This is a genomic window from Micromonospora sp. MGP-C2, assembly GCF_057766525.1.
The window spans coordinates 523,059-545,682 of sequence record NZ_JBYMEN010000002.1 but is presented as its reverse complement, the minus strand read 5'-3'; the positions used below and the strand labels follow the sequence as shown (position 1 = coordinate 545,682).

Below are 22,624 nucleotides of genomic sequence, written 5' to 3'. Positions count from 1 at the left end.
TCTACTTCTTCTTGTCCTTGGGGCTGTCCTGCTGCTCCGGGGCGAACTTGAAGCCCCGCGTCCTGGCGTTGTGGATCGCCTCGGTGCGGTCCGGCCGGTAGCTGGGGGTCGACTCGCTGCCGCTCCACCCCTGCACCAGGCCGTTGAATCCGTACACGCGCTGCTGTCCGCCGAAGGGGATGAGCTCGACCGTCTTCTTGTCGCCCGGCTCGAAGCGGATGGAGGTCGTCGCCGGGATGTTCAACCGCCGCCCGAAGGCCGCCTCACGATCGAAGGCGAGCATCCGGTTGGCCTCGAAGAAGTGGAAGTGTGAGCCGACCTGGATCGGTCGGTCGCCGGTGTTCTGGACGACGACCTCGGTGACCGGCCGCCCCGCGTTCAGCTCCAACGGCTGGTCGCTCAGCACGTAGCCCCCGATGGGTCGCACGTGCTTCGAGTTGGGGCCGGGATGTTGCTTGGCCATTTCCTGCTCCACCTTCCTGGAGATCGCCCTCTGGGCTGGCTGCGTCTATCGGATCGGTGAGTGCACGGTGACCAGTCGCGAGCCGTCGGTGAAGACCGCCTCGACCTGGATCATGGGCAGCATGTCCGGCACGCCCGGCATCACGTCGTCGGTGCTGAGGGTGCTGCGGGCCTCGTTCATGACCTCTTCGACGGTCTTGCCCTCCCGGGCCCCCTCCAGGGCCGCGGCGCAGATCACCGCCACGGCCTCGGGGTGGTTCAGCTTGATCCCCCTGGCCTTGCGGGCGTTGGCGACGATGGCCATCGAGAGGATCGTCAGCTTGTCGAATTCCCTTGGTGTCAGATGCACGTCCTGGTCCTTCGCGACTGTCGGTCGGGAGCCGCCATTGCGCCGAGAGGACTCGCCACAGGGTGAGCGCTTACGCTTGACCCTATTGAGCTACTTTGTCCTGCTGATCCGTTTTGGGCGGCTTCGGATCGACCGTACGCCTCGCCCCTGCGTCGCGGGTCAGAAGGCGGGAATCACGCCGTACCGGCCGACCGGTCATCGGCACGGTGCGGACGCCGAGCACGAGCGTCGGTCTGCCACATCTGCTGGATCTGTTCGAGGGTCCTGCCCTTGGTCTCCGGCAGGTACCGCCAGACGAACAGGAAGCCGAGCACACAGGTGCCGGCGAAGAGGGCGAACACCCCCGATCTCCCCAGGGCGTCGAGCATGCTCAGGAAGAACTGCGTGATCAGGTACTCGGTGCCCCAGTGGGTGGCGGAGGCGATCGCCACGCACCGGCCCCGGATGCGGCCCGGGAAGATCTCGTTGATGACCGTCCAGGCGGTCGGCCCGATCGACATCGCGTAGAACGCCACGAACATGACCACACCGATCAGCAGGAAGATGCCCGCGTCGGTGGGATGGTGCGCGGTCGCTCCCGCCGTCCGCGCCGCCGGGGCCATCCTGGCGAAACTGATGCTGACCACCACGAGCGAGACCGCCATGCCCAGCAGCCCGACCAGCAGCAGCGGCCGGCGACCCAGCCGGTCAAGGAAGGCGACCGCGACCAGCGTGAAGAGTGAGTCGACCCCGCCGATCGCCCAGGTGGTCGCAGCCAGTTGCGCCTGCGGGGTGTGGAACCCGGCGGACGAGAAGATCTCGTCGGCGTAGTAGATGATCCCGTTGATCCCGGTCAGTTGCTGGAACAGCGCCATGCCGACACCGAGCGCCAACGGGCGCCGCCACTGCGGCGACAGCACCTCCCGCCAGCCCGCCTTGCCGGCCGAGAGGCTCTCCTCGATGGCGTGCAGTCGCTGGGGCACGTTCCGCTCCGGCACTGTCGCCCGCAGGGACGCCTCCGCCCGGCGCCGGTCCCCCCGTCCGAAGTACCAGACGGCCGAGTCGGGGATCACTGTGGTGACCAGGGCGAGGGCCACACCCAGCAGCGCCGCCGCCACCAGCAGGTAACGCCAGGAGTTGCCGGCCTCGAACAGCTCGTCGGCCAGGTAACCGATGAAGATGGCGAACGTCGTGGAGAACTGGTAGACCGCCAGGAGGCTGCCGCGGATCCGTTCCGGCGCGGCCTCCGCCGCGTACATCGGCCCGGCGACCGAGGCCACCCCGATGCCCAGCCCCAGGATCAACCGCGCGCCGAACATGACCCCGATCACCGGTGCGGTCGCCTGCAGGATCGTGCCCACAGCGAACGTGGCGGCGGCGACCCACAGCGCCCCGCGGCGACCGATCCGGTCCGCGAGGTGGCCGCCGAGCAGCGCGCCCACCAGCGCCCCAGGGGTCACCCAACTCGCCGCCACCTCGACGGCGAAGGTGTCCGCGTGGAAGGTCTGGCGAATGTCGCGGAGCGCACCGCTGATGACGCCCTGGTCGTAGCCGAAGAACGCACCGGACAGCACGACGATCGAGACGACCGCGACGAGGTTGCGTCTCGGTGGCCGACCCCGGCCACGCTTCGGGCCAGCGCTGGCAGTCACGGTCGCCCCCTCCGACGCGAGCCACCGACAGATCCCATCCGGGGAGACAGCCCGATATCAGGAGAATAGAACCGCTAAGTCCTTGTTGTGCGGATCAGCGGAAACGGCCCGCCTTGGCCACGGAAAGGCCCCCGCCTCCTCTGCGAGAGGGCGGGGGCCGAGGTGCGGACGGATCAGGTGGCGCTGATCGTGCCGGTCATCAGCAGAGCCAGGACCAGGGTGCCCAGCGCGACCCGGTACAGCACGAAGACGTACAGGGTGTGGTGGGCGACGTAGCGCAACAGCCACGCGATGGCCGCGTAGCCGATGGCGAAGGCGATGACGGTGGCCACGATCGTCTGTGCCACGGTGGGCACGGACGTGCCCGGGGCGGACGGCTCGAAGACGTCCCCGAGGCTGAACACACCGGACATCACCACCGCCGGGATGGCCAGCAGGAACGAGTAGCGTGCCGCCGCCTCCCGGGTGAGGTTGAGCAGCAGGCCGGCGGTGAGCGTGCCGCCGGAGCGGGACACCCCGGGCACCAGCGCCATGGCCTGGGCGAAGCCCATCACCACGCCGTCCTTCATCCGGAAGTTCTGCAGGGTACGCGTCTGCCGCCCCCAGTATTCGGCGAACGCCAGCACGAAGGCGAACACGATCAGCGTGGTCGCCACCACCCACAGGTTGCGCCCAGCGGTCTTGATCTGGTCCTTGAACAGGAAGCCGAACAGCCCGATGGGGATCGAGCCGACGATCACGTACCAGCCCATCCGGTAGTCGAGGCTGGAGCGCACCGACTTGTCCCTGATGCCGACCAGCCACGTCCGGGTGATCCGCCAGATGTCCTTGGCGAAGTAGATCAGCACGGCCGCTTCGGTGCCGAGCTGGGTGACCGCCGTGAACGACGCGCCGGCATCACGGTCGAAGAAGATCGCCGAGGTGATCCGCAGATGCCCCGACGAGCTGACCGGGAGGAACTCGGTCAGTCCCTGGACGATGCCCAGGACGATGGCCTCGACCCAGGTCACTCGCCAACTCCGGAGAGGTCGAGCGCCTCGGCGACGGTACGCAGGGTCTGCACCCCGCTGTCCCGGTCCGCCACGAACAGGGTCACCGACAGCGTGGTGACGCCGGCGGCAGCGTACTCCCGCATCCGCTCGGCGATGCGCTCCTTCGGGCCGAGCAGCGAGGTGCGGTCGATGAACTCCATCGGTACGGCGGCGGCGGCGTCGCGCTGCCGCTTGGCCAGGTACAGGTCCTGCACCTCGCGGGCGGCGTCGCCGTAACCCATCCGGGTGGCGAGCTGGTTGTAGAAGTTCTGCTGGCGGCTGCCCATGCCACCCACGTACAGCGCCGCGTACCAGCGCACCAGCTCGGCGCAGGAGGCCACGTCGTCACCGATCACCACGGGCACCGACGGCACCACGTCGAACCCGGCCAGCTCCTTGCCGACCTTGGCCCGCCCGGCGCGGACCGAGGCGAGCTGCTCCTCGGCGAACTCCGGGGCGTAGAACACGGCCAGCCAGCCGTCGGCGATCTCGCCGGCCAGCTCCAGGTTCTTCGGGCCGACCGCCGCCAGGTAGATCGGAATGTGCTCGCGTGGCGGGTGGAAGCCCAGCCGCAGGGCCTTACCGGGGCCGTCGGGCAGCGGCAGCGTGTAGTGCTCGCCGTCGTACGCCACCTCCTTGCGGGCGATGGCCAGCTTGACGATGTCGACGAACTCGCGGGTCCGGGCGAGTGGCTTGGCGAACCGCACACCGTGCCAGCCCTCGGAGACCTGCGGGCCGGAGACGCCCAGGCCGAGGCGGAACCGACCACCGGAGAGCGCGTCGATGGTGGCGGCGGTCATGGCGGTGGCCGCTGGCGTACGCGCGGGGATCTGCATCACCGCGGCGCCGACGTCGATCCGTTCGGTCTGGCCGGCCATCCAGGCGAGCATGCTGGGCGAGTCGGAGCCGTAGGCCTCCGCCGCCCACACCACCGAGTAACCCAGCCGGTCGGCCTCCTGGGCCAACGCCAGGTGGTCGGCCGGTGTGCTCCACGCCGTCTGGTATCCGAGACTGAGCCCGAGTCGCACTGGTCCTCCCCCATCCGTGGCACAGGTCGCACCAGGTTACGCAATGCCGATAACAGACTCGATCACCGGCTCGACACCTTTGGTCCCCCCTCCATCGGGGCAGCCCATGGCGGCGGAACCGGCAGAACCGGCAGAGATACGGGAGCGAGGATATCTCTGGCGGCAGGTTCGAAATAAGGTTCACCCATGCAACAGCGACCGCTCGGCCGAAGCGGGCTGGCGGTTTCCCGGCTCGCGCTCGGCACCATGACCTGGGGCCGGGACACCGACGCCGACGATGCGGCCGCCCAGCTGAAGAGTTACCTGGACGCGGGCGGCAACCTGATCGACACCGCCGACGTGTACGGCGACGGCGACGCCGAGTCGGTGATCGGCTCACTGCTGGGCTCCCTGGTGCCCCGCGAGGAGCTGCTGATCGCCACCAAGGCCGGGTTGCGCCCGGGCAGCGGCCGGCGCCGGGACGGCTCCCGGGGGCACCTGCTGCGGACGTTGGACGCGTCACTGCGGCGCCTGGGCACCGACCACGTCGACCTGTTCCAGGTGCACGGGTACGACCCGGACACCCCGCTGGAGGAGACCCTGGCCGCCCTGGACCACGCGGTGGCCAGCGGCAAGGTCCGCTACGTCGGGGTGTCGAACTTCTCCGGGTGGCAGACCGCGCGGGCCGCCGCCTGGCAGACCGCCTGGCCGGGACGGGCACCGGTGGTCGCGTCCCAGGTCGAATACTCGCTGCTGGAGCGGGGTGTGGAGCGGGAGGTGCTGCCCGCCTGCGACGCGCTCGGTCTCGGCGTGCTGCCCTGGTCGCCGCTGGGCCGGGGAGTGCTGACCGGTAAGTACCGGCACGGCCGTCCGGCGGATTCGCGGGCCGCGTCGCCGCACTTCGAGCGGTTCGTCGCCACGTACCTGGACCCGCGTTGCTCCAGCATCGTGGAGGCGGTGGCGACCGCGGCCGGCGGGCTGGGTGTGTCGCCGCTGGAGGTGGCGTTGGCCTGGATCCGGGACCGGCCCGGGGTGACCGCGCCGATCCTCGGCGCCCGGACGGTGGGGCAGCTGCTCGGCGCGCTCCAGGTGGAACGGATCACACTGCCCGAGGAGATCACCACAGCGCTGGACGACGTCTCGGCGGTGCCGGTCGGCTACCCCGAGCGCGACGGCTGACCCGACCGCCGGGCCACGGGCAGACCCGTCGGTCAGCGCACCGCGCCCGACGCCGTCCCGGTCACGGCGTCGGACGCTGTCCGGGGAGGTCCTGGATCGCGGTCAGGAAGCGCGACTGGTCGTCACGGAGCGCGGGCTGGGTCAGCCGGATCCACGAGCCGTCGTCGAAGACGATGGTGGAGGCGAGCTGCACGAGCCCGCTCGCGCCACGCTCGGAGTCGACCCGGGCCACCCGGTCGCGGCGCACACTCCACAGCACCCGCGGTTGACGGCGGTCGGGCCGGTCGGCGTCCGGGCGGGGGCCCATCCGCAGTAGGTGGAGGTGGGTGTCCGTCACCGCCAGCGGGGTACCCGTGTAGCGCTCCAGGAAGAGCAGGAGGCTCCCGGCGAGGGTGGCGAGGTCACCGCTGAAGACGTACCGCCGGCGGTAGGCGATCTCGGCCAGCTGGTCGGCCAGCGGGCGGTACAGGCTGAGCCGGAACAGCGCCCGAAACGCCTCCTGCTCCTCGGTGAGGGGGATCGGCTCCCGTTGGGCGGGTTGCTGGGGCAGGCCCGGCTCCGGCGCCGCCAGCTCCGGCACACCGGCGGCGATGGCACCGGCCTTGCCCGGCAGCAGCAGTACGCCCGCGGCCAGCCGCACCGGCGTCAGCACGGCGTCCACCCAGACCACCGGGTTGACGATGTTGAGCAGGCCGAACAGCACCTTCGGGTCGAGCGCGTCGGTCAACTCGGCACCGACGTCGTCGGCGAGCTGCCGACCGGCCTGGTGGGTCTGCGACATGCGCACCGGTCCGAGCCCCACGTAGCGGAGGTCCTGCCCGGCCACCAGCGGTGCCACCAGGGCGCGCTCCGGCTCGTCGCTGGTGCGAAACTCGTCCCGCAGCTCGCGGGCCTTGTCCCGGGCCACCCGCGCGCCGCCGAGCACCGCGTCGGTGAACCGACCCAGCCGACCCCGCTCCCCTGACATCACCCGTCGCCTCCCTGTCGGCCCGCCGGCTGGCCCGCGGGCGGCTGCCCGAAGACATTCTGGTCGATCCAGTCGGCGCCGCCCTGCACCGCCTGGTCGACCTGGTCGCCGATCTGTTCGCTGCCGGGCATGGAGAGGCCGCTGGTCAGCGCGACAGTCCCCCAGGTGACGCCGTGCACGACCGAGTTCGGCACGTTCCACGGCAGGTTGGTCGCCCAGTCCCGGGCGATCGCCCGGGCACCGTCGGCAACACCGTGCGTCCGTAGCGCGGCGGCCCGGTCGAGGAAACCCATGTCGAACGGGGAACCGGACTTGCCCAGCTTGTAGGTGCCCTTGGTGGGGTCGAGGAACTTGTGGTGCCACTTGTCGAGCTTGCCGGCGGCGCTGCGCTTGTCGGCGTACTTCCTGCCGGTGCGCAGCGCCTTCTGCATGTCGACCAGCTTGTCCAGGTGCGTGCGCAGCTTGCGCAGGTACAGCAGCACCCGCTGGAGCAGGCGGATGACTTTCTGCAGGTGCACCGCGAGCGGTCGGATGACCTTCAACATCCTGGTGACCACGATCAGGCCCCTGGTGACGGCCACGCCCACGCCGGCAGCCCAGGACGCGCCCATGGTGACCGGGGCCATCAGCAACGCCGTCACCAGCGTCACCAGGAGGAAGTTCACGAACTCCACGCAGATGTCCACGAGCACGTCGTGCACGGTCTGCAGGCCGTCGGCGACGCTGCGGAGGTACTCCGCGGTCGCGGTGAACTGCTCGGCGACGTCGAGGAGCTGCTGCTCCACCTCGGCCAACCGCTGGCCGTACGCCACACCGGAGGGTGAGCGCCAGCCGGCCTGCGCGGACTCCCGGGTGCCGCGGTGCCCCTGCGCCAGGTCGCGCACCTGCGCGGCCAGCGCGTCCCACTCGGAGGCCTTCGCGCGCAGCACGGCGGGCTCCCCGTCGACCAGGTCGACGAGCTGGATGAGCGGCCAGGCCAAGGTCCGGCAGACGCTGTTGACCGCGTCCTCCACTCCGGAGAGCGCGTTGTCGAGGCCGTTCCACAGCTGGACGGCGCTGCCGGCCGGACCGCTCATCCGGGCAGCCCCGACTGGATGGCCTTGAACCCGGCGTCGAGGTCCCGCTCGTTGTGCTCGTACGCCTCCGCCGTGTCGGCCAGCGCCGTGGCGACCCGGCCGAACGCGGCGTTCGCGGCGGCGAACAACTCCTTGCCGCCGGTGACCTGCTCTGCGTACTTGTCGCGGAGCATGTCGCTGGCGAACGGCAGATGACCGAAGGCGTCCGACGGCACGTCGCCGGCCGAGACGATCTGATCCTCCAACGCGGCGAGCGAGCTGGCGACCTGCTTGGCGGCTGTCTCCAGTCGACGGACCGCCTGCACGTCGACATCGATATCCGGCGGCATGCCGTTCCTCCCCCATGAGTCGAGCGCACCGACGATACGATCTCCCGGCCGCCGGGCACCACCCGGTCGCACGATCCACGGGGAGGAATCTCAATGACTGACCCGACGTCCGCGTTCGACGCGCTCGCCGGGCGGATCGCCGACATCGAGCGCCAATTCGCGGGCATCCGCGACGACCTGGCCGAGCTGTCCGGCACCGCGACCGACGAGAGCGGGCTGGTCTCGGCGACCGTCGACGCCACCGGAGTGCTGACCAGCCTCACCCTCGCGCCCGCCGCCCTGCGCGCCGGCACCGAGGGGGTGGCCGAGCTGGTGCTCGACGCGTACCGGCGGGCCCGCGCGGTCGCCTCCACGCACGTCGACGAGCACACGGAGGGGTTGGACGTAGCGCTCGGCGCGGGGCTCGGGGACCTGTTCGGCACGCCGGGTGACTTCTCGGCGCTGGGCCGACTGGAGGAGACCGTGGCCCGGCTCGGGCGGCTGGACGACCGCCTGCCGGGCGCACCAGCGTGACGCCGTCGTCGCCGACCTGGCCAGAGATCGCCGTTCGGCTGCGGGACACCGTCGTCCGCTGCGACCGGGACACCGACCTGGTGCTCTCCGCCGGTCCGCGCGGGATCCGGCTGCTGGTGCGCCGCCAGGTGGTGCGGGCTGTCTGCCCCGGCCACGACGAGGCACGCCTGGCCGCGCTCGGCTGGCACCGCCCGACCGGCGCCGAGGGCTGGTGGTACGAGGCGGCGCGCACTCCTGAGCAGGTGGAACGGCTCAGTGCGTTAGTGACCCGTACCGCCGCCGAGGTGTTGACCGACGAGCCCGGCGCGCTCTCCTGTCGGGCGGTGACCCACGCCCAGGCGGCTCCGGCCGGGACGACAGCCGCCCAGGCGGAGCCGGCGGTGGTGGCCGTGCTCGTCGCGGCCGTCGACCGGCGTGACCTGCCCGGCTACCTCGGGGCGCTGGCCGGCGCCCCGGTGTGCGTCCCGCTGGCCGGGGAACCGGCGCCAGACGCCGACTTCCCGTGGACGGTGGTCGGCGACGCGACCGGCGCGCCGCTGCTGCCGGTCTTCACCTCGCCCGGGGCGCTCGCCGCGTTCGCCGGGGACGGGGTGCCGTTCGTCGCGCTGGCCTGCGCCGACCTGTTCGAGGACTGGCCGGACCCGTCCTGGGGGCTGGCGGTCGACCCGGGCAACGCCTGGGGAGTCGCCCTGGCCGCGCCGGCCCTCGCCGCACTGCTGACGGCGAACGTCCCCGCCGGCTGACGTCCTCCCCGGGCACACGACGCGGTCCACCACGGGCGCGTACCTGTCTTGTCGACGAGGCGGTACGGATCGGCGCTTCCAGCTGGCCGTCCCCCGAGACCGGGCGGCGCGCACAGGGCGGCACGAACCGCCCACGGCAGCGTCGTTGGTCACCCCCGAGGGGGTGGCGAACGGCCGCTGGGCTGGGCAGCATGGATGGCATGGACTACGAATACGCGCCGCTGCGGCTGCCGCCGAACGTCGACCGGTTGACCGCCGCGGCGCAGTTGGCGATCCAGGCGGAGTTCTCAGGATGGGAGTTGGCCCGGGTGCGGCTGTACCGCGACGGCACGCGGCAGGTGGTGCTGCGTCGCCGGCGGGTCAACCAGCCGCAGCCGGGCCTGTCGTACTGAAGAGTCGGGCGGGAACGCCCGGGGCCCCGAACCGGGCCCCGGGCGTGATCCGACCTAGTGCTGGTGCCCGGCGTGGTCGTGGTCGTCGTCGAGTTCCAGGAACGGGTGCTCGTCGAGCCGACCGACCAGCCGGTCGTCGGCCGCCGGCTGGAACGGGCCGACCGCGTCGTCGTCGTCGAACGACTCCAGGTCGACCGGGGTGCCCACCTCGCTGACCATGACCACCCCGTCGAGCGGTTCCAGCTCGGGGACGTCCAGCGCGCCGAGCGAGCCGTCGCCGCTCTGCAGCAGCTCCAGCACCGCCTCGCCGACGCCCTCCACCGGCGCCGGCTCGTCGTCCTCGGGAGTGCCCTCGCGCCGGGCCGCCTCGGCCACCCGCAGCAGCGCGGCGACGCTCGGCACCCGGTAGTCGCGACGCTGGCGTACCGAGATCACCCGCGGGTGCGGGTCGCTGGCCTCGGCACCGTCGACGCCGCCGAAACGCTCGTCGGCCTCGTCCGGGTCGATCGAGTCGACATCCCACGGCGTCACCTCACCGAAGGCGTCGAGCAACCGCTCGTCGTAGGCGAAGGAGGCGTTGTTCAACGCCACGTACGCCTGCCAGACGTCGTCGTCGTCGACGCGGCCCTGAGCGGCGCGTACGGCGGCCAGGTGGTGGCGGGCCGCTTCGATCACGCGCTCGAGAGCGGCGTCCAGCTCACCGTGCTGGTCGGTCATGTGGGGCAGTCCCTTCACGATGGGGAGATTGCGTGCCGGCGGCAACTGCCGGACACGGCTAGCAGGTGCGGAGGAACCGGTCGAGCACCCGCACGCCGAACTGTAGTCCGTCCACCGGAACCCGCTCGTCGATGCCGTGGAACAACGCCGAGAAGTTCAGGTCGGCGGGCAGCCGGAGCGGGGCGAACCCGAAGCAGCGGATGCCGAGCTGCGAGAACGCCTTGGCGTCGGTGCCGCCGGAGAGCATGTACGGGACCGGCCGTGCTCCCGGGTCCTCCGCGCGCAGGGCCGCCGACATGGCCTCGACCAGGTCACCGTCGAAGGTGGTCTCCAGGGCGGGCTGCCGCTGGACGTACTCGATCGCGATGTCCGGGCCGACCAGCTCGCGCAGCTGCCGCTCCAGCAGCTCGGACTGGCCGGGCAGGCTGCGGCAGTCGATGGTGGCGGTGGCCCGGCCGGGGATGACGTTGTCCTTGTAGCCGGCGCTCAACCGGGTCGGGTTGGCGGTGTTGCGGATCGTCGCGCCGATGATGTTGGCGATCGGGCCGAGCTTGGCGATGGCCGTCTCCGGGTCGTCCGGGTCCAGCTCGATGCCGAGCAGGTCGGAGACCTCCGTCAGGAACGCCCGTACGGTGTCGGTGACGACCACCGGGAAGCGGTGCCGCCCGATCCGGGCGACCGCCTCGGCGAGCGCGGTGACCGCGTTGTCGTCGTGCATCATCGAGCCGTGCCCGGGGCGGCCCTTGGCGTGCAGCCGCAGCCAGTCGATGCCCTTCTCGGCGGTCTCGATGAGATAGAGCCGCTGGTTGTCGTTGACCGAGTAGGAGAAGCCGCCTACCTCGCCGATCGCCTCGGTGCACCCGTCGAAGAGGCCACGGTGGTTGTCCACCAGGAAGCGCGCGCCGTAGTCGCTGCCCGCCTCCTCGTCGGCGGTGTACGCGAGCACGATGTCGCGCGGGGGTCGTACGCCGGTGCGCTGCCAGTGCCGCACCACGGCGAGCACCATCGCGTCGAAGTCCTTCATGTCGATGGCGCCCCGGCCCCACAGGTAGCCGTCGCGCTGCTCGCCGGAGAAGGGGTGCACCGACCACTCGTCGGCGTCGGCGGGCACCACGTCCAGGTGGCCGTGCACCAGCAGCGCGCCCCGGCTCGGGTCGGTGCCCGGGATGCGGGCCACCACGTTCGCCCGGCCCGGTGCGGACTCGTGCAGGACGGACTCCACGCCCACCTCGGCGAGCTTCTCCGCCACGTACTCGGCCGCGCGGCGCTCGCCCACGCTGGTGTCGTTGTCCCCGGTGTTGGTGGTGTCGATGCGTAGCAGGTCGCGGCACAGGTCCACGACCTCTGCGGTGGGGTCGGGTCGGGCGGAGGCGGCATCGCTCGTCATCGCCTCTTCATACCAGCCCGCGCCGGTCGACAGGCCGGCGCGGCGGCGCGGACCGGCCGGCGCGGCGGCGCGGACCGGCCGGCGCGGCGGCGCGGACCGGCCGGCGCGGCGGCGCGGCAGGGCCACGCACCCGTCGCGCACGCGCCGCCACATCGACGGGTCGGTTTCGCCGTGAGCGCGTTCGGGTACCGCCGCCTGCGACCGTACGTCCCTGCCGGAGCTTCCGCCCGCCAGTCGAGGAGGGCACCATGTCCACCGTTCCCCTGCCGCCATTGCCGCCCGCACCCGAGGACGGCTTCCGGCCCGGTGGTCGCAGCATCGCCGACATCGTGGACCGGGAGCACCGGCAACTGCTGGCGCTGCTGGACCAGCTGACCGGCCCGGACGCCACGCCGCAGGGAGGGCTGCCGGTGCTCAGCGCCGCGCTGTCGCGGCACCTGTCCGCCGAGGAGCAGTACCTGCTGCCGGCGGTGCGTGCCGCCCTGCCGGCCGCGACCGAGCGCGTGGACGCCGAGATCGCGGCCGACGCCGGTCTGCTGAACGCCCTGAAGGGGCTGACGGATGACGCGTTGACCGAGGTCGCCGAGCGGGTTCGTCAGCACGTCGACGGGGTGGGCGGGCTCGTCACGGAGCTGCGCGCGGTCGCGACCGATGAGGAGCTGATCCGCCTGGGCAACCGGCTGGAGATCGCCGAGGAGGCGGCGCCGACCCGGCCGCACCCGGGCACTCCGGGCACCCCTCCGTGGAACCGGATCGTGGAGCCGGCGGTCGGCGTGGTGGACAAGGTGCTCGACGTGGTGACCCGGCGGCCGACCTACCTGGCGGACCTGCCGGAGCCACCCCGCGACTGAGGCAAGGCCACGCTCGCCAATGCATTCATTATCACCGATCCGCTCGGGCTATTCCGCCGGCTGACCCGTGGTCCTACCGTCACCCTATGAACCTGGAGCTGCGTCACCTGCGGGTGGTCTGCGCGATCGCTGAGACGGGGAGTGTGACGAAGGCGGCGTCGGCGCTCGGCCTGGCCCAGCCGGCGCTCACCGCCCAGCTCCAGCGCATCGAACGGACCCTGGGCGGCCCGCTGTTCGACAGGGACCGGCGCGGCGCCCGGCCCACCGCGCTCGGCGAGCTGGTGCTGGCCCGGGCCCGGGTCCTGCTGCCGGCGATGAAGGGACTTCAGGACGAGGCGGCCCGGCTGGCCGGCGCCGGCGGGGCACCGCCGTGCTACCGGTTCGGCGGGGTCAACAGCCCGATCCTGGGCCGGCTGGTGCACCGGTTGGCAGCCGAACACCCGCCCGCCCAGATCACCACGTTCGCCTCGTGGTCGGTGGACGAGTTGGCGCAGTTGGTGGCCGGCGGCCGACTGGACTTCGCGCTCACCGGTGTGTGCGGCGACGCCATCCCGTCGGCCGGGTTCGGGTTGAGCTGGCAGGAGGTGGCCATCGACCCGGTGCTGGTGCTGCTGCCGGAGTCGCACCCCCTCGCCGAACGCGACGAGGTGCGCCTGGCCGACCTGCGCCACGAGCAGTGGGTGGCCGCGCCGGGCGACGGCTGCTTCGGCGACTGCTTCGCCGCCGCCTGCGCCCGCGCCGGCTTCACCCCCCGCAAGGTGTACGAGACCGACATCCGCGGCTGCGTCGACCTGGTGGACGCCGGCGTGGCGGTGGCGCTGTGTCAGGCGACGTTCCGCCCGGTGGCCGGGCTGGTGACCCGCCGGATCGCCGGCACACCGCTGCGCTGGCGGCTCCTGCTCGGCTGGCACCCGGACTCCCCCGCCGCCCAGGGCGCCGACCTGGTGTTGGAGACGGCCAAGGCGGCGTACGTCGACTCGCTGGCCCCGCATCCGGAATACCTGTCCTGGCTGCTGAGCAATCCCGGGTTCGGGGTGCGGCGACCCAGCGGGATCCGACCGGTCTGAGCCGGTATTCCCTGCCGGTGGCGGTGCGAACCGCCGTTGGCCGGGTATCTGGCGGACATGACCGACCTCTACCCGCCCGCCGACGACCGCGAACTGCTGCGCCAGGCGGCCGCCGCGCACACCGCCGCCACCCGCCAGGTGGAGGCGTTCCTGCGCCGCCTACCGGCGGTGCCCGACCCGGCCGACGTCACCGAGTACGCCAGTCTGCTCACCCGGGAGGACCAGACCCGCGGTGACCGGGACGCCGCCGCCGACGCGGCCGGCCTGACCATCGGCAGTCTGGAACCCGACCAGGGCCAGTAGCAGGACGCCGAACGGTGCCGTCCCCGCCCGGGACGGCACCGTCGTGCGTTCGCTCAGCGTTCGACGAGCGGGTCGTGACCCAGGTCGAGCAACGAGTGCCGCCAGTTGTCGTCGGCGTTTCCGCGCGACGGCTTGGCGTCCATCAGCTCGCGGATGCGCTCCACCGCCTCCCGCATCACCTCGATGTCCTCCGGGGTGAGGTCCACCTTGCGCTTGTTCAGCACCTTGAGGATCTCCCGGCCCGGCTGGGGCAGGTCGAGGTTCGGGTTCGGGCTGAACGACTCCTCCCCGGAACCCCGGGTCAGCAGCCAGGTGCGCAGCTGCTCCGACGGGACGTTGACCTCGGCGTGGAAGTCCTCCCAGAGCACTTCCACCTCGGGGTCGAGCCTCGCTTCGCGTACCATCAGGTCTCCTCTCCGGGCGGCGGCCCGGACGTCTCCGGGTCGTCCTGGTCGGTCAACGGACGCAGGCCCTCGGCTGCCAGCCGCGTTCGGCGGGGGTTCGCGGTGGGCGGCGCCAGGATCGGGTCGGGATGGTCCTCCTCGTCCCGATGTTTCGCAGGCTCGCGCGGCTCCTCGTGCTCGTCTCGTCGCGCCGGCCCGCTCATCGCGGATGGGTGGTCGTGGCGGCGGTGTACCCCCGCTCGCCTGCGGTCACGTCGAAGGTGAGCGCGCCGTCGCGGGCATCCACAATGACCTTCTGCCCCGGGGAGATCGCCGACTCCAGCAACATCCGGGACAGGTGGTTGTCCACCTCCCGCTGGATCACCCGGCGCAGCGGTCGGGCGCCGAACTCCGGCTGGTAGCCGTGCTCGGCGAGCCAGTCGATGCCGGCGGTGGTGAACTCCACCTGGAGGTCCTGGGCGTGCATGCGGCGGCGGGTCTCCTCCAGCAGCAGCGCGGTGATGTCGCGCAGCTGCTCGGCCTCCAGCCGGCGGAAGATGATGACCTCGTCGATGCGGTTGAGGAACTCCGGGCGGAAGTTCTCCTGCAGGCGGCGCATCAGCCGCTCCCGCAGTTCGTTGCTCTCCTGCTCGCTGCCCACGTCCCCGCTGCCGAAGCCGACCGAGCGCTGGGCGCCGGTGATCAGCTCCGAGCCGAGGTTGCTCGTCATGATCAGTACGGTGTTCTTGAAGTTCACAGTGCGACCCTGGCTGTCGGTCAGCCGCCCGTCGTCGAGCACCTGGAGCAGGATGTTGAACACGTCCGGGTGGGCCTTCTCGATCTCGTCGAGCAGCACCACAGCGTACGGGCGGCGACGCACCGCCTCGGTGAGCTGGCCGGCCTCCTCGTAGCCGACGTATCCGGGTGGCGCGCCGACCAGCCGGCTGACCGTGTGTCGCTCCTGGAACTCGCTCATGTCCACCCGGACCATCCGGTCCGCCTCGCCGAACAGCGCCTCGGCCAGCGCGCGGGCCAGCTCGGTCTTGCCGACGCCGGTCGGGCCGAGGAACAGGAAGCTGCCCATCGGCCGCTCCGGGTCGGCCAGCCCGGCCCGGGAACGACGGACGGCCTCGGCGACCGCGGTGACCGCGTCGTCCTGACCGACCACCTTCTGGTGCAGGTACCCCTCCAGGCGCAGCAGCCGGTCCCGTTCCTCCTCGGTGAGCTGGCTGACCGGGATGCCGGTGGCCCGGGAGACCACCTCGGCGATCTCCTTCGGACCCACCTCGGGCACCTGCGAGGACGACCCGTCGTCGCCGTTCGCCCGACGGATCTCCTCCTCCAGCTCGGAGATCCGGTCGCGCAGCGCGGAGGCCCGCTCGTACTGCTCGTCGCTGACGGCCTGCTCCTTGTCCCGGCGTACCTCGTCGAGTTCCTGCTCCAGCTCCCGCACGTCGGAGGCGGGCGTGCGGGTACGCAGCCGCACCCGCGCGCCGGCCTGATCGATGAGGTCGATGGCCTTGTCCGGCAGGAACCGGTCGGTGACGTACCGGTCGGACAGCTCGGCGGCCGCGACCAGCGCCTCGTCGGTGAAACGCACCTGGTGGTGCGCCTCGTACCGGTCGCGCAGACCACGCAGGATGGCGATGGTGTCGTCGACGCCGGGCTCGGGCACCAGCACCGGCTGGAAGCGCCGGGCCAGCGCCGCGTCCTTCTCGATGCTCTTGCGGTACTCGTCCAGCGTCGTCGCGCCGATCACCCGCAGCTCGCCGCGGGCCAGCGCGGGTTTGAGCATGTTGGACGCGTCCATCCCGCCCTCGCTGCCGGCGCCACCCGCCCCGACCAGGGTGTGGATCTCGTCCATGAAGATGATCAGCTCGTCCCGGTGCGCCCGGATCTCGTCGATCACCTTCTTCAGCCGCTCCTCGAAGTCGCCCCGGTAGCGGGTGCCGGCGACCAGACCGGCCAGGTCGAGTTGGACGACCCGCTTGCCGAGCAGGGTCTGCGGGACGTCACCGTCGCAGATCCGCTCGGCCAGCCCCTCGACGATGGCGGTCTTTCCGACACCGGCCTCGCCGATCAGCACCGGGTTGTTCTTGGTACGCCGGGACAGGATCTCCACGGCCTGCTCGATCTCGTCGGCCCGTCCGATCACCGGGTCGATCTGATCGTTGCGGGCCAGGTCGGTGAGGTCCTGCCCGTACTGGTCCAGGGTGGGCGTGCCGCGATCCGGCTTCGGGCCGTTCATCGGCCCGCGCTCGGCGTTGGCCGCCTGCAACGACTCGGGTTGGATCCGCCCGGCGGCCAGCATCCGCCCGGCCGGCGACTCCGGGTTGAGCGGCAACGCCATCAGGATGTGCTCAGGGCCGATGTAGTTGGCGCCCATCGCCCGGGACAGCTGGTGGGCGTCGAGCAGCGCCCGCTTGGCGGCGGGGGTCAACGACAGGTTCGGCGGCACCTCCCCGCGCGGTGCGCCGTCGCCCTTCCCCCCGAGCGCGTTGAGCAGGGTGTCCGGGTCGGCGCCGGCCCGGCGTACGAGGTCCCGCAGGGGTTCGCGTTGCAGCGCCGCCCAGAGCAGGTGGTCGGTGTCCAGGTCGCTGCTCTGGCGCTGGGCGGCCCGCCGGGCGGCGTCGGCCAGCATCTCCCGGGCGTCGGCCGTCATCAGACGGGTGATGTCGACCCGGTGCGGTGGCCGGCGCCCTCCCTCGCCCCGGCCGAAGTATCTGGCCAGGAATTCGTCCCACGGGTCGGAGCCGATGTCACCGGGTCCCATCATGTCTGTCCTCCGCAGTCGGGCGCGGCACGGTCGGCAGGGGCTACCCGGCGCGCGCCCCGACAAACGCCGCAGGTGGTGGAGCACCGGCATCCCGGGAGTGGCGTCCGGCCGGGGCCGGCCGTTTGGTGGCAGGCTGAGGGGATGACTGAGACCCCGCTGCTGATCGTGGACGGCGCCAACGTTGTCGGCTCCCGCCCGAACGGGTGGTGGCGTGACCGCGCCGGCGCCGCGGCCCGGCTACGCGACTCGCTCGCCCCGGTGGCGACCGTCGGGCTGCCGGCCCGGCTGCCCGCCCCGGTCGAGGTGGTGCTGGTGGTCGAGGGTGCGGCGCGGGACGTGCCGGGCACCGAGGGCGTGCGGGTGGTCTCCGCCGCCGGTTCCGGCGACGACACAGTGGTCGAGCTGGTGGCCGACGCGCCCGAGCGCCGTCGGCTGGTGGTCACCGCGGACCGGGAGCTGCGCGGGCGGGTGACGGCGCTGGGCGCCGAGGTGTACGGCCCGCGTTGGCTCCGCGAGGCCCCCGCCAGCAACTGAGAAATTCTCGCACTGGGACTCCCACAGAACGGACTCCCGGCACTTCAGGGTGCCTTCCGGACAGGCGGGCAGGAACACCGACAGGGCGGATGTTCTTTCGCGGCCCCCGATAGGCTCTAATGGAGATCTCCCCGCCCCCAGGAGGTTCCGCCGTGGCGAGCGTCGCCGAGTTGAAGGCTGCCATTGATGTTGCCCTCCAACAGATCGGGGACGGGCAGACAGCCGTGCAGGCGGCCGGCGAGAAACTGTCCGAGGCGCAGCAGACCCTCGCCGGCGCGCTCGAGGGCAGCGGGCACGAGACGGTGGAGGCGGCCCAGTCGTCGCTGACACAGGCCAGCCAGGAGCTGGAGGAGTGTCTCGCCGCGACACTGGTCGCGGTGGAGCAGGCGCAGCTCTACGTCGCCACCCTGTAGGCCACCATGTCCATCATCGAGGACGTCGGTGGGCAGGTCCGTGCCGCCAGCGAGGAGTTCCCGGTGGCCCTGCTCGGGCAGGCGCTGGAGAAGTTCGGCCTGGCCGCGGAGAGACTGCGCTGGGTACGCCAGGAGTCGGCCAACCCGATGGGGGTGCCGGAGCTGTCCGCCGCGACCGAGCACGCCGAGAGCGCCGGCTACGCGTTGCGGGTGGCACAGGAGCAGCTCTCGGCGTACCTGACCGCGATCGGGCTGGGCGCGGACGGCACCCCGGCGCCCCGCCCCGAACAACGCGCCCCCCGACACGACACGCCGCCGGCCGCCGGACCCACAGCGGTCGCGCCGGAGCCGGCCGAGCAGGTGCGAATGAGCCGCTGGTGGTCGGTGCGGGTGGCCGAGCTGACCGGCGGGCGCGAGGGCACCGACGACGAACCCGACGAGCGGGTGGACGACTCCCAGGAGTTGCTGCGCCGAGTGGTGGGTGGTGTCCGCTCCGGCGACCGGGACCGGCTCCGCAAGGAGCTGCGCCGGGCCCCGGCCGACGTGGGGCTGGGCATGGCGGCGCTGGCGCCGCCCCTGCTGCGCGAGCTGGCCGGTGAGCTGCTCGGGCACCCGCCCCGCGCCACCGACCTCGGGCGGCTGCGCGGTGAGCTGGACGGGCGGGTACGCGACCTGCTGCCCGGGCTGCCGCCGCCGGTGCTGGAGACACTGCTGACCCGGGTGTGCCGGATGCCGCCACCGCGCGCCTCCGGGGAGCCCCCGCACGCTGCCGACTCCGCGGTCACCGCCGGGGTGGCGACCGGGCTGCTGCTCGCCCGACTCGGCCGGGACCTCCCCGCAGGCGGCGCGAAAGAGCCAGTGGGCGCGGGACAAGCGAACGGGGCCGAGCAACGAGGCGGTGCGGGGCAACCGGCGCGGGCCGGTCGGCCGGCCGGCGCAGGGCAGTCGGGCGGGGCCGGACAGTCGGCGGGCGCGGGCGCGCGCGTCGGCGGTGCTGTTCAGCGGCCGGGTGCGCAGCGCTCCGGTGGCCTGCTGCCGCACCCCGGTGGCCTGCCGCCGCGCACGGATGGTGTGCCGCCCCGCTCCGGTGGTGTGCCGCCGCGCTCGGGCAGCCCGTGGCGGGACGCGCCGGCTCGACGGAGCTCCGATGGCTGACCGGCGCGGCCAGTTGGCCAGCCGGGTCCGCGACACCCTCGCCGAGGCGCTGGGTGCGACCCGTACCCGTCTGTCCGCCGCCCAGGCCGAGCTGACCGCCGGGCGCGAACGGCTGGCCCGGGTCGAGCGGGCGGCTGCGGCCGTACCGGCACGGGTGGGCGCCCAGCGGGACCGCCGCGTCGCCGAGATCGACGCCCGCTACTCGACCCGGATCGCCGAGCTGGCCCGGCGCGCCGCCGATGCGGCCCGGCAGGAGGCGCCGGGCTGCGCGGGGGCCGACTGGGCGGGGTGGGCCCCGACGCCCGCCCGCCGTGCGGAGCCACCCGGCGCGCTACGGGTCGGCACGGTCCGGATCGACGGCGTCGACCCGGTGCCCGCGCTGGTGCCGCTGCTCGACGCCGGGCACGTACACCTGTCCGGGGAGGATCGCGCCGGCTGCGACGCCGTGGTGTCCGCGTTGCTGCTGCGGGCCGCCGGCCGCGCCGACCCGGGCGCGGTACGCCTGGTCGGGTACGACCCGGAGCAGCTCGGCGGTGGCCTGGCCGGGTTCGCGCCGCTGGGCACGGCGGGGCTGCTCACCTTCGTCGGCCCCGGCGGTCTGGGCCCACTGCTGGACGACCTGGTGGAGCAGATCCGCCGGATCAACGAGACGGTGCTCGCCGGCGAGTACGCGTCGTTGCGCGAGCTGGCCGCGGCGACCGGCCGACGACCCGAGCCGTGGCGGGTGGCGGTGCTGCTCGGCGGTGATGAGCTCAACCGGCACGAGCGCGGGCAACTGGACCGGGTGGTACGCGCCGGCGCGGCCTGTGGGGTGCACCTGGTGGTCCACGGTGTGCCGCTGCCGGAGGACCCGACGGTGACCCGGGTGGTGGCCGGGGTGTCCGGCGCACGCATCGGCGGGTCGGCCGGGCTGCCCGTCCGTCTCGATCCACCGCCACCGGCGACGCTGGTCACCGAGACGTGCCGGGAGATCGCCGTCCGGGTGAACGCAGGCCCACCGCCGACCCCGTTCGCGGACCTGCTGCCCCCGCCGGAGCTGATGTGGCGGGAGGACTCATCCGACGGGCTGACCGCGCCGATCGGCGAGGGGCCGCAGGGCCGGCCGGTGCGGCTGACGCTGGGCGACTATCCACCGCACGCGCTGATCGGCGGACCGTCCGGCACCGGCAAGACCAACCTGATCTTCGCGTGGATCGGCGCCCTCGCCGCCCGCTACTCCCCCGCCGAGCTGGAGTTCTACCTGCTGGACTTCAAGGAGGGCGTGTCCTTCGCGCGGTTCGCGCAGGGCCGGCGCGACCCGAGCTGGCTGCCGCACATGCGCCTGGTCGGGATCAACGTCAACACCGACCGGGAGTTCGGCCTGGCGCTGCTGCGTTTCCTCGCCGAGGAGCTGCGTCGGCGCGCCGACGCGGCCAAGAAGCACGAGGTGACCAAGCTGGCCGAGCTGCGGGCCGTCGACCCGACCGGGCACTGGCCACGGATCGTCGCGGTGGTCGACGAGTTCCAGATGCTGCTGGCCGGTCGGGACGTGGTCGCCCGGGAGTCGGCCGACCTGCTGGAGGACCTGGCCCGACGCGGCCGGTCCCAGGGCATCCACCTGGTGCTCGCCTCACAGGACGTACGGGGCATCGAGGCCCTGTGGGGCCGTCCCGCGCTGGTCGCCCAGTTCACCCTGCGCATCGCGTTGCCCAAGGCGCTGCGGATCCTCGCCGAACGCAACGACGCGGCGCAGTCGCTGCCTCGCTGGCACGCGGTGGTCAACGCCGAGTCGGGCATGGTGGAGGGCAACGAGGTCGCCCGGATCCCGTCGGCCAGCGACTGGGAGACGTGGAGCGGCTTGCAGCACCGGCTGTGGCGGATGCGCCCGGCCGACGCGGCACCGGCCCGGCTCTTCGACGGCGACGCGATTCCCCGACTGGCGGACGCCCCGGACTTCCGTACGCTCGCCGCGCCCGCGGACGGGAGCGTGCCGCGCAGCCCGGTCGCCCTACTCGGCGAGATCATCGACGTGCAGTCCCGCTCGGCGGCGCTGCGGCTGCCGCGCGCCCCCGGGCGCAACCTCGCCGTGCTCGGCACCCGGGTGGACGAGGCCTGCGCGGTGCTCGACGCGGCGGCCCGCTCACTGGCCCGCCAGCACCCGCCGGGCACCGCCCGGTTCTCCATCGCCTGCCTCGACGCCGACGCTGACCCGATCGCCCGTGCGCTCTACGACGACCTGGCCGACGACGCCGCCTGGTACGACGAGGAGACAGTCGGTGAGCTGATGGCCGAGACGGCCGACGGGCTGACCGGCCCGGGGAGCCCGCACTACCTGCTGCTGTTCGCTGTCGACGCGGCGGCCGGCGCGCTGGCCGCCCGAGCCGGCCGACGCACCGGGCTGGAGCAGCTGCGGCGGATCCTGCACGACGGGCCGGAACGACGGACGCACGTGCTGGCCTGGTGGCGGGGAGTGGCACGGATGCGTGCCGACCTCGGCGGGCCGGCCGCGCGTACCGACCAGATCGGCGCCTGGGTGGCGCTGGACACCCACGGCGGCGAGCTGGGCTCCTCGCTCTACCCGGGCACCGGCGGCCCGGACTGGTATCCCCGCCCCTGGCGGGGCCTCTTCTTCGACCGGGCGGTGCACCGCACCGGACAGGTGATCATCCCTTATGGTCCGTCGCGATGAACGAACCGGTGGCCAGCGAGACGTACACGGCCCAGCTCCGACGATTGGCTGACCTGACCGCACGAGTGGGTGAGCAGCGCGCCGAGGCGCACACCTGGTACGAGCGGCAGTGCGCCGCTGCCGAGCGGGCCGTCGCCGACGCCGCCGAGCAGCTCCAGTACGCCGAGGAGGAGCTGGTCGCCGCCCGCGAGCAGCAGGAACGCGTCGACGCCGAGGTGGCCCACCTGTGGCAGCAGGTCCGCTCGCGCCTCGGCGCCCGTCGCCTCGGTGGCCCGCCCGCACCCGCGAACGGCACCACGGCCACCGATCCGGTGCTGCTGCTCGGAAAGGCCCGTGACCTGCTCGACCGCGCCGGGCAGCCGGGTGAGCTGCCGGGTTCGGTCAACCCGCTGCTGGCGCTGTGCGGGGTGGCAGGCGCCGTCCTGGCGTACGCCCTGGGGGTTGGGGCGCGGGCGTTGGGCGTCGGGTACGGCGGCGATCTCGCGGTCGGGATGCCGGTGCTGGCGCTGGTGGTGACCCTGTTCGGGCCGTTGATCGGCCTGGTGCCGGCGCGGGTGCTGGCCGACCGCCGGCACGCGATGCTCGGTCCTCGACCGATCACCGTGGTCCTCGGCGCCGGGGTGGTCACCACGGTGCTGCTGCTGGTGCTCGGCCGCTGACGCGCGGGGTGGCCGGGTGGACACCGCCGACC

Annotated in this window: 25 protein-coding genes; 12 read left to right on the top strand and 13 right to left on the bottom strand. The window is 72.7% G+C overall.

The annotated features are described in order from the left end of the window. Position 1 precedes the first annotated feature (1 nt). The 5 genes from AC3CF1_RS02095 to AC3CF1_RS02075 form a co-directional block, all read right to left on the bottom strand. Positions 2 to 463: an urease subunit beta gene (locus tag AC3CF1_RS02095; RefSeq protein WP_088948058.1), complete on the bottom strand. Its 462-nt coding sequence runs from the start codon at positions 461 to 463 to the stop codon at positions 2 to 4. 45 nt (positions 464 to 508) lie between these two features. Then, positions 509 to 811 (bottom strand): urease subunit gamma, encoded by a 303-nt coding sequence (locus AC3CF1_RS02090; protein WP_354981457.1) that lies wholly within the window; start codon positions 809 to 811, stop codon positions 509 to 511. A gap of 173 nt (positions 812 to 984) precedes the next feature. After that, the gene (locus AC3CF1_RS02085; protein ID WP_488449403.1) at positions 985 to 2,442 is read right to left on the bottom strand and encodes a sugar porter family MFS transporter; all 1,458 of its coding nucleotides are present in this window, start codon (positions 2,440 to 2,442) and stop codon (positions 985 to 987) included. Between the two features lie 173 nt (positions 2,443 to 2,615). Further along, positions 2,616 to 3,452 carry an undecaprenyl-diphosphate phosphatase gene (locus AC3CF1_RS02080; protein WP_088948055.1) on the bottom strand — a complete coding sequence of 279 codons (837 nt, stop codon included), beginning with the start codon at positions 3,450 to 3,452 and terminating at the stop codon, positions 2,616 to 2,618. Next, positions 3,449 to 4,501 carry an LLM class F420-dependent oxidoreductase gene (locus AC3CF1_RS02075; protein WP_030332780.1) on the bottom strand — a complete coding sequence of 351 codons (1,053 nt, stop codon included), beginning with the start codon at positions 4,499 to 4,501 and terminating at the stop codon, positions 3,449 to 3,451. The genes AC3CF1_RS02080 and AC3CF1_RS02075 overlap by 4 nt, the downstream gene beginning before the upstream one ends. A 186-nt stretch (positions 4,502 to 4,687) precedes the next feature. Between AC3CF1_RS02075 and AC3CF1_RS02070 the strand changes: the two genes are divergently transcribed. Then, positions 4,688 to 5,659 (top strand): aldo/keto reductase, encoded by a 972-nt coding sequence (locus AC3CF1_RS02070; protein ID WP_088948054.1) that lies wholly within the window; start codon positions 4,688 to 4,690, stop codon positions 5,657 to 5,659. Between the two features lie 61 nt (positions 5,660 to 5,720). On the opposite strand, the gene AC3CF1_RS02065 is transcribed toward AC3CF1_RS02070, so the two are convergent. From AC3CF1_RS02065 to AC3CF1_RS02055, 3 genes are read right to left on the bottom strand one after another with little or no spacing between them, the layout of a single operon-like run. Beyond that, positions 5,721 to 6,629, bottom strand: a complete 909-nt coding sequence (locus AC3CF1_RS02065) for a hypothetical protein (protein WP_488449402.1) — start codon at positions 6,627 to 6,629, stop codon at positions 5,721 to 5,723. Next, on the bottom strand, positions 6,626 to 7,702 hold the full coding sequence (locus tag AC3CF1_RS02060) for a WXG100 family type VII secretion target (protein WP_488449401.1): 1,077 nt from the start codon (positions 7,700 to 7,702) through the stop codon (positions 6,626 to 6,628). The genes AC3CF1_RS02065 and AC3CF1_RS02060 overlap by 4 nt, the downstream gene beginning before the upstream one ends. After that, on the bottom strand, positions 7,699 to 8,031 hold the full coding sequence (locus AC3CF1_RS02055; RefSeq protein WP_355160762.1) for a hypothetical protein: 333 nt from the start codon (positions 8,029 to 8,031) through the stop codon (positions 7,699 to 7,701). Before AC3CF1_RS02055 ends, AC3CF1_RS02060 begins: the two co-directional genes overlap by 4 nt. 93 nt (positions 8,032 to 8,124) lie before the next feature. Between AC3CF1_RS02055 and AC3CF1_RS02050 the strand changes: the two genes are divergently transcribed. The 3 genes from AC3CF1_RS02050 to AC3CF1_RS02040 all read left to right on the top strand — a co-directional run bounded on the left by AC3CF1_RS02050 (position 8,125) and on the right by AC3CF1_RS02040 (position 9,679). After that, complete coding sequence (locus tag AC3CF1_RS02050) at positions 8,125 to 8,544, top strand: YbaB/EbfC family nucleoid-associated protein (RefSeq protein ID WP_488449400.1); 420 nt, start codon at positions 8,125 to 8,127, stop codon at positions 8,542 to 8,544. Next, entirely contained in the window at positions 8,541 to 9,287 is a 747-nt protein-coding gene (locus AC3CF1_RS02045; protein ID WP_488449399.1) for an SseB family protein, read from the top strand. The genes AC3CF1_RS02050 and AC3CF1_RS02045 overlap by 4 nt, the downstream gene beginning before the upstream one ends. Before the next feature lie 200 nt (positions 9,288 to 9,487). Continuing rightward, entirely contained in the window at positions 9,488 to 9,679 is a 192-nt protein-coding gene (locus AC3CF1_RS02040) for a DUF5703 family protein (protein ID WP_013734349.1), read from the top strand. A gap of 54 nt (positions 9,680 to 9,733) precedes the next feature. Here AC3CF1_RS02040 and AC3CF1_RS02035 read toward each other — a convergent pair whose 3' ends face one another. After that, entirely contained in the window at positions 9,734 to 10,396 is a 663-nt protein-coding gene (locus tag AC3CF1_RS02035) for a hypothetical protein (protein WP_141909300.1), read from the bottom strand. 58 nt (positions 10,397 to 10,454) lie between these two features. Beyond that, positions 10,455 to 11,783 (bottom strand): M20/M25/M40 family metallo-hydrolase, encoded by a 1,329-nt coding sequence (locus tag AC3CF1_RS02030; RefSeq protein WP_099853237.1) that lies wholly within the window; start codon positions 11,781 to 11,783, stop codon positions 10,455 to 10,457. Positions 11,784 to 12,031: 248 nt separating this feature from the next. On the opposite strand from AC3CF1_RS02030, the gene AC3CF1_RS02025 reads away from it, so the two are divergent. The 3 genes from AC3CF1_RS02025 to AC3CF1_RS02015 all read left to right on the top strand — a co-directional run bounded on the left by AC3CF1_RS02025 (position 12,032) and on the right by AC3CF1_RS02015 (position 14,004). Continuing rightward, positions 12,032 to 12,634 (top strand): hemerythrin domain-containing protein, encoded by a 603-nt coding sequence (locus AC3CF1_RS02025; protein ID WP_099853234.1) that lies wholly within the window; start codon positions 12,032 to 12,034, stop codon positions 12,632 to 12,634. Between the two features lie 86 nt (positions 12,635 to 12,720). Next, positions 12,721 to 13,701: a LysR family transcriptional regulator gene (locus AC3CF1_RS02020; protein ID WP_088948045.1), complete on the top strand. Its 981-nt coding sequence runs from the start codon at positions 12,721 to 12,723 to the stop codon at positions 13,699 to 13,701. A 57-nt stretch (positions 13,702 to 13,758) separates the two neighbouring features. Further along, complete coding sequence (locus tag AC3CF1_RS02015; RefSeq protein WP_488449398.1) at positions 13,759 to 14,004, top strand: hypothetical protein; 246 nt, start codon at positions 13,759 to 13,761, stop codon at positions 14,002 to 14,004. Between the two features lie 53 nt (positions 14,005 to 14,057). Here the strand turns inward: AC3CF1_RS02015 and AC3CF1_RS02010 are convergent, their stop codons facing one another. From AC3CF1_RS02010 to AC3CF1_RS02000, 3 genes are read right to left on the bottom strand one after another with little or no spacing between them, the layout of a single operon-like run. Then, complete coding sequence (locus AC3CF1_RS02010; protein ID WP_141909299.1) at positions 14,058 to 14,408, bottom strand: DUF3140 domain-containing protein; 351 nt, start codon at positions 14,406 to 14,408, stop codon at positions 14,058 to 14,060. After that, positions 14,408 to 14,611 carry a hypothetical protein gene (locus AC3CF1_RS02005; RefSeq protein WP_210794220.1) on the bottom strand — a complete coding sequence of 68 codons (204 nt, stop codon included), beginning with the start codon at positions 14,609 to 14,611 and terminating at the stop codon, positions 14,408 to 14,410. Before AC3CF1_RS02005 ends, AC3CF1_RS02010 begins: the two co-directional genes overlap by 1 nt. Further along, positions 14,608 to 17,163, bottom strand: a complete 2,556-nt coding sequence (locus tag AC3CF1_RS02000) for an ATP-dependent Clp protease ATP-binding subunit (RefSeq protein WP_088948041.1) — start codon at positions 17,161 to 17,163, stop codon at positions 14,608 to 14,610. Before AC3CF1_RS02000 ends, AC3CF1_RS02005 begins: the two co-directional genes overlap by 4 nt. A 141-nt stretch (positions 17,164 to 17,304) precedes the next feature. Here AC3CF1_RS02000 and AC3CF1_RS01995 point away from each other — a divergent pair, with 141 nt between their 5' ends. The 5 genes from AC3CF1_RS01995 to AC3CF1_RS01975 all read left to right on the top strand — a co-directional run bounded on the left by AC3CF1_RS01995 (position 17,305) and on the right by AC3CF1_RS01975 (position 22,592). Continuing rightward, entirely contained in the window at positions 17,305 to 17,697 is a 393-nt protein-coding gene (locus AC3CF1_RS01995) for a PIN domain-containing protein (RefSeq protein ID WP_088948040.1), read from the top strand. Between the two features lie 152 nt (positions 17,698 to 17,849). Beyond that, entirely contained in the window at positions 17,850 to 18,110 is a 261-nt protein-coding gene (locus AC3CF1_RS01990; protein WP_088948039.1) for a hypothetical protein, read from the top strand. A gap of 6 nt (positions 18,111 to 18,116) precedes the next feature. Continuing rightward, positions 18,117 to 19,265, top strand: a complete 1,149-nt coding sequence (locus AC3CF1_RS01985; RefSeq protein WP_488449397.1) for a hypothetical protein — start codon at positions 18,117 to 18,119, stop codon at positions 19,263 to 19,265. Then, positions 19,258 to 21,933: an FtsK/SpoIIIE domain-containing protein gene (locus tag AC3CF1_RS01980; protein ID WP_354981465.1), complete on the top strand. Its 2,676-nt coding sequence runs from the start codon at positions 19,258 to 19,260 to the stop codon at positions 21,931 to 21,933. Before AC3CF1_RS01985 ends, AC3CF1_RS01980 begins: the two co-directional genes overlap by 8 nt. Next, positions 21,930 to 22,592, top strand: coding sequence for a hypothetical protein (locus AC3CF1_RS01975; protein WP_141909295.1), 663 nt, complete (start codon positions 21,930 to 21,932; stop codon positions 22,590 to 22,592). The genes AC3CF1_RS01980 and AC3CF1_RS01975 overlap by 4 nt, the downstream gene beginning before the upstream one ends. The last annotated feature ends 32 nt before the right edge of the window (positions 22,593 to 22,624 follow it).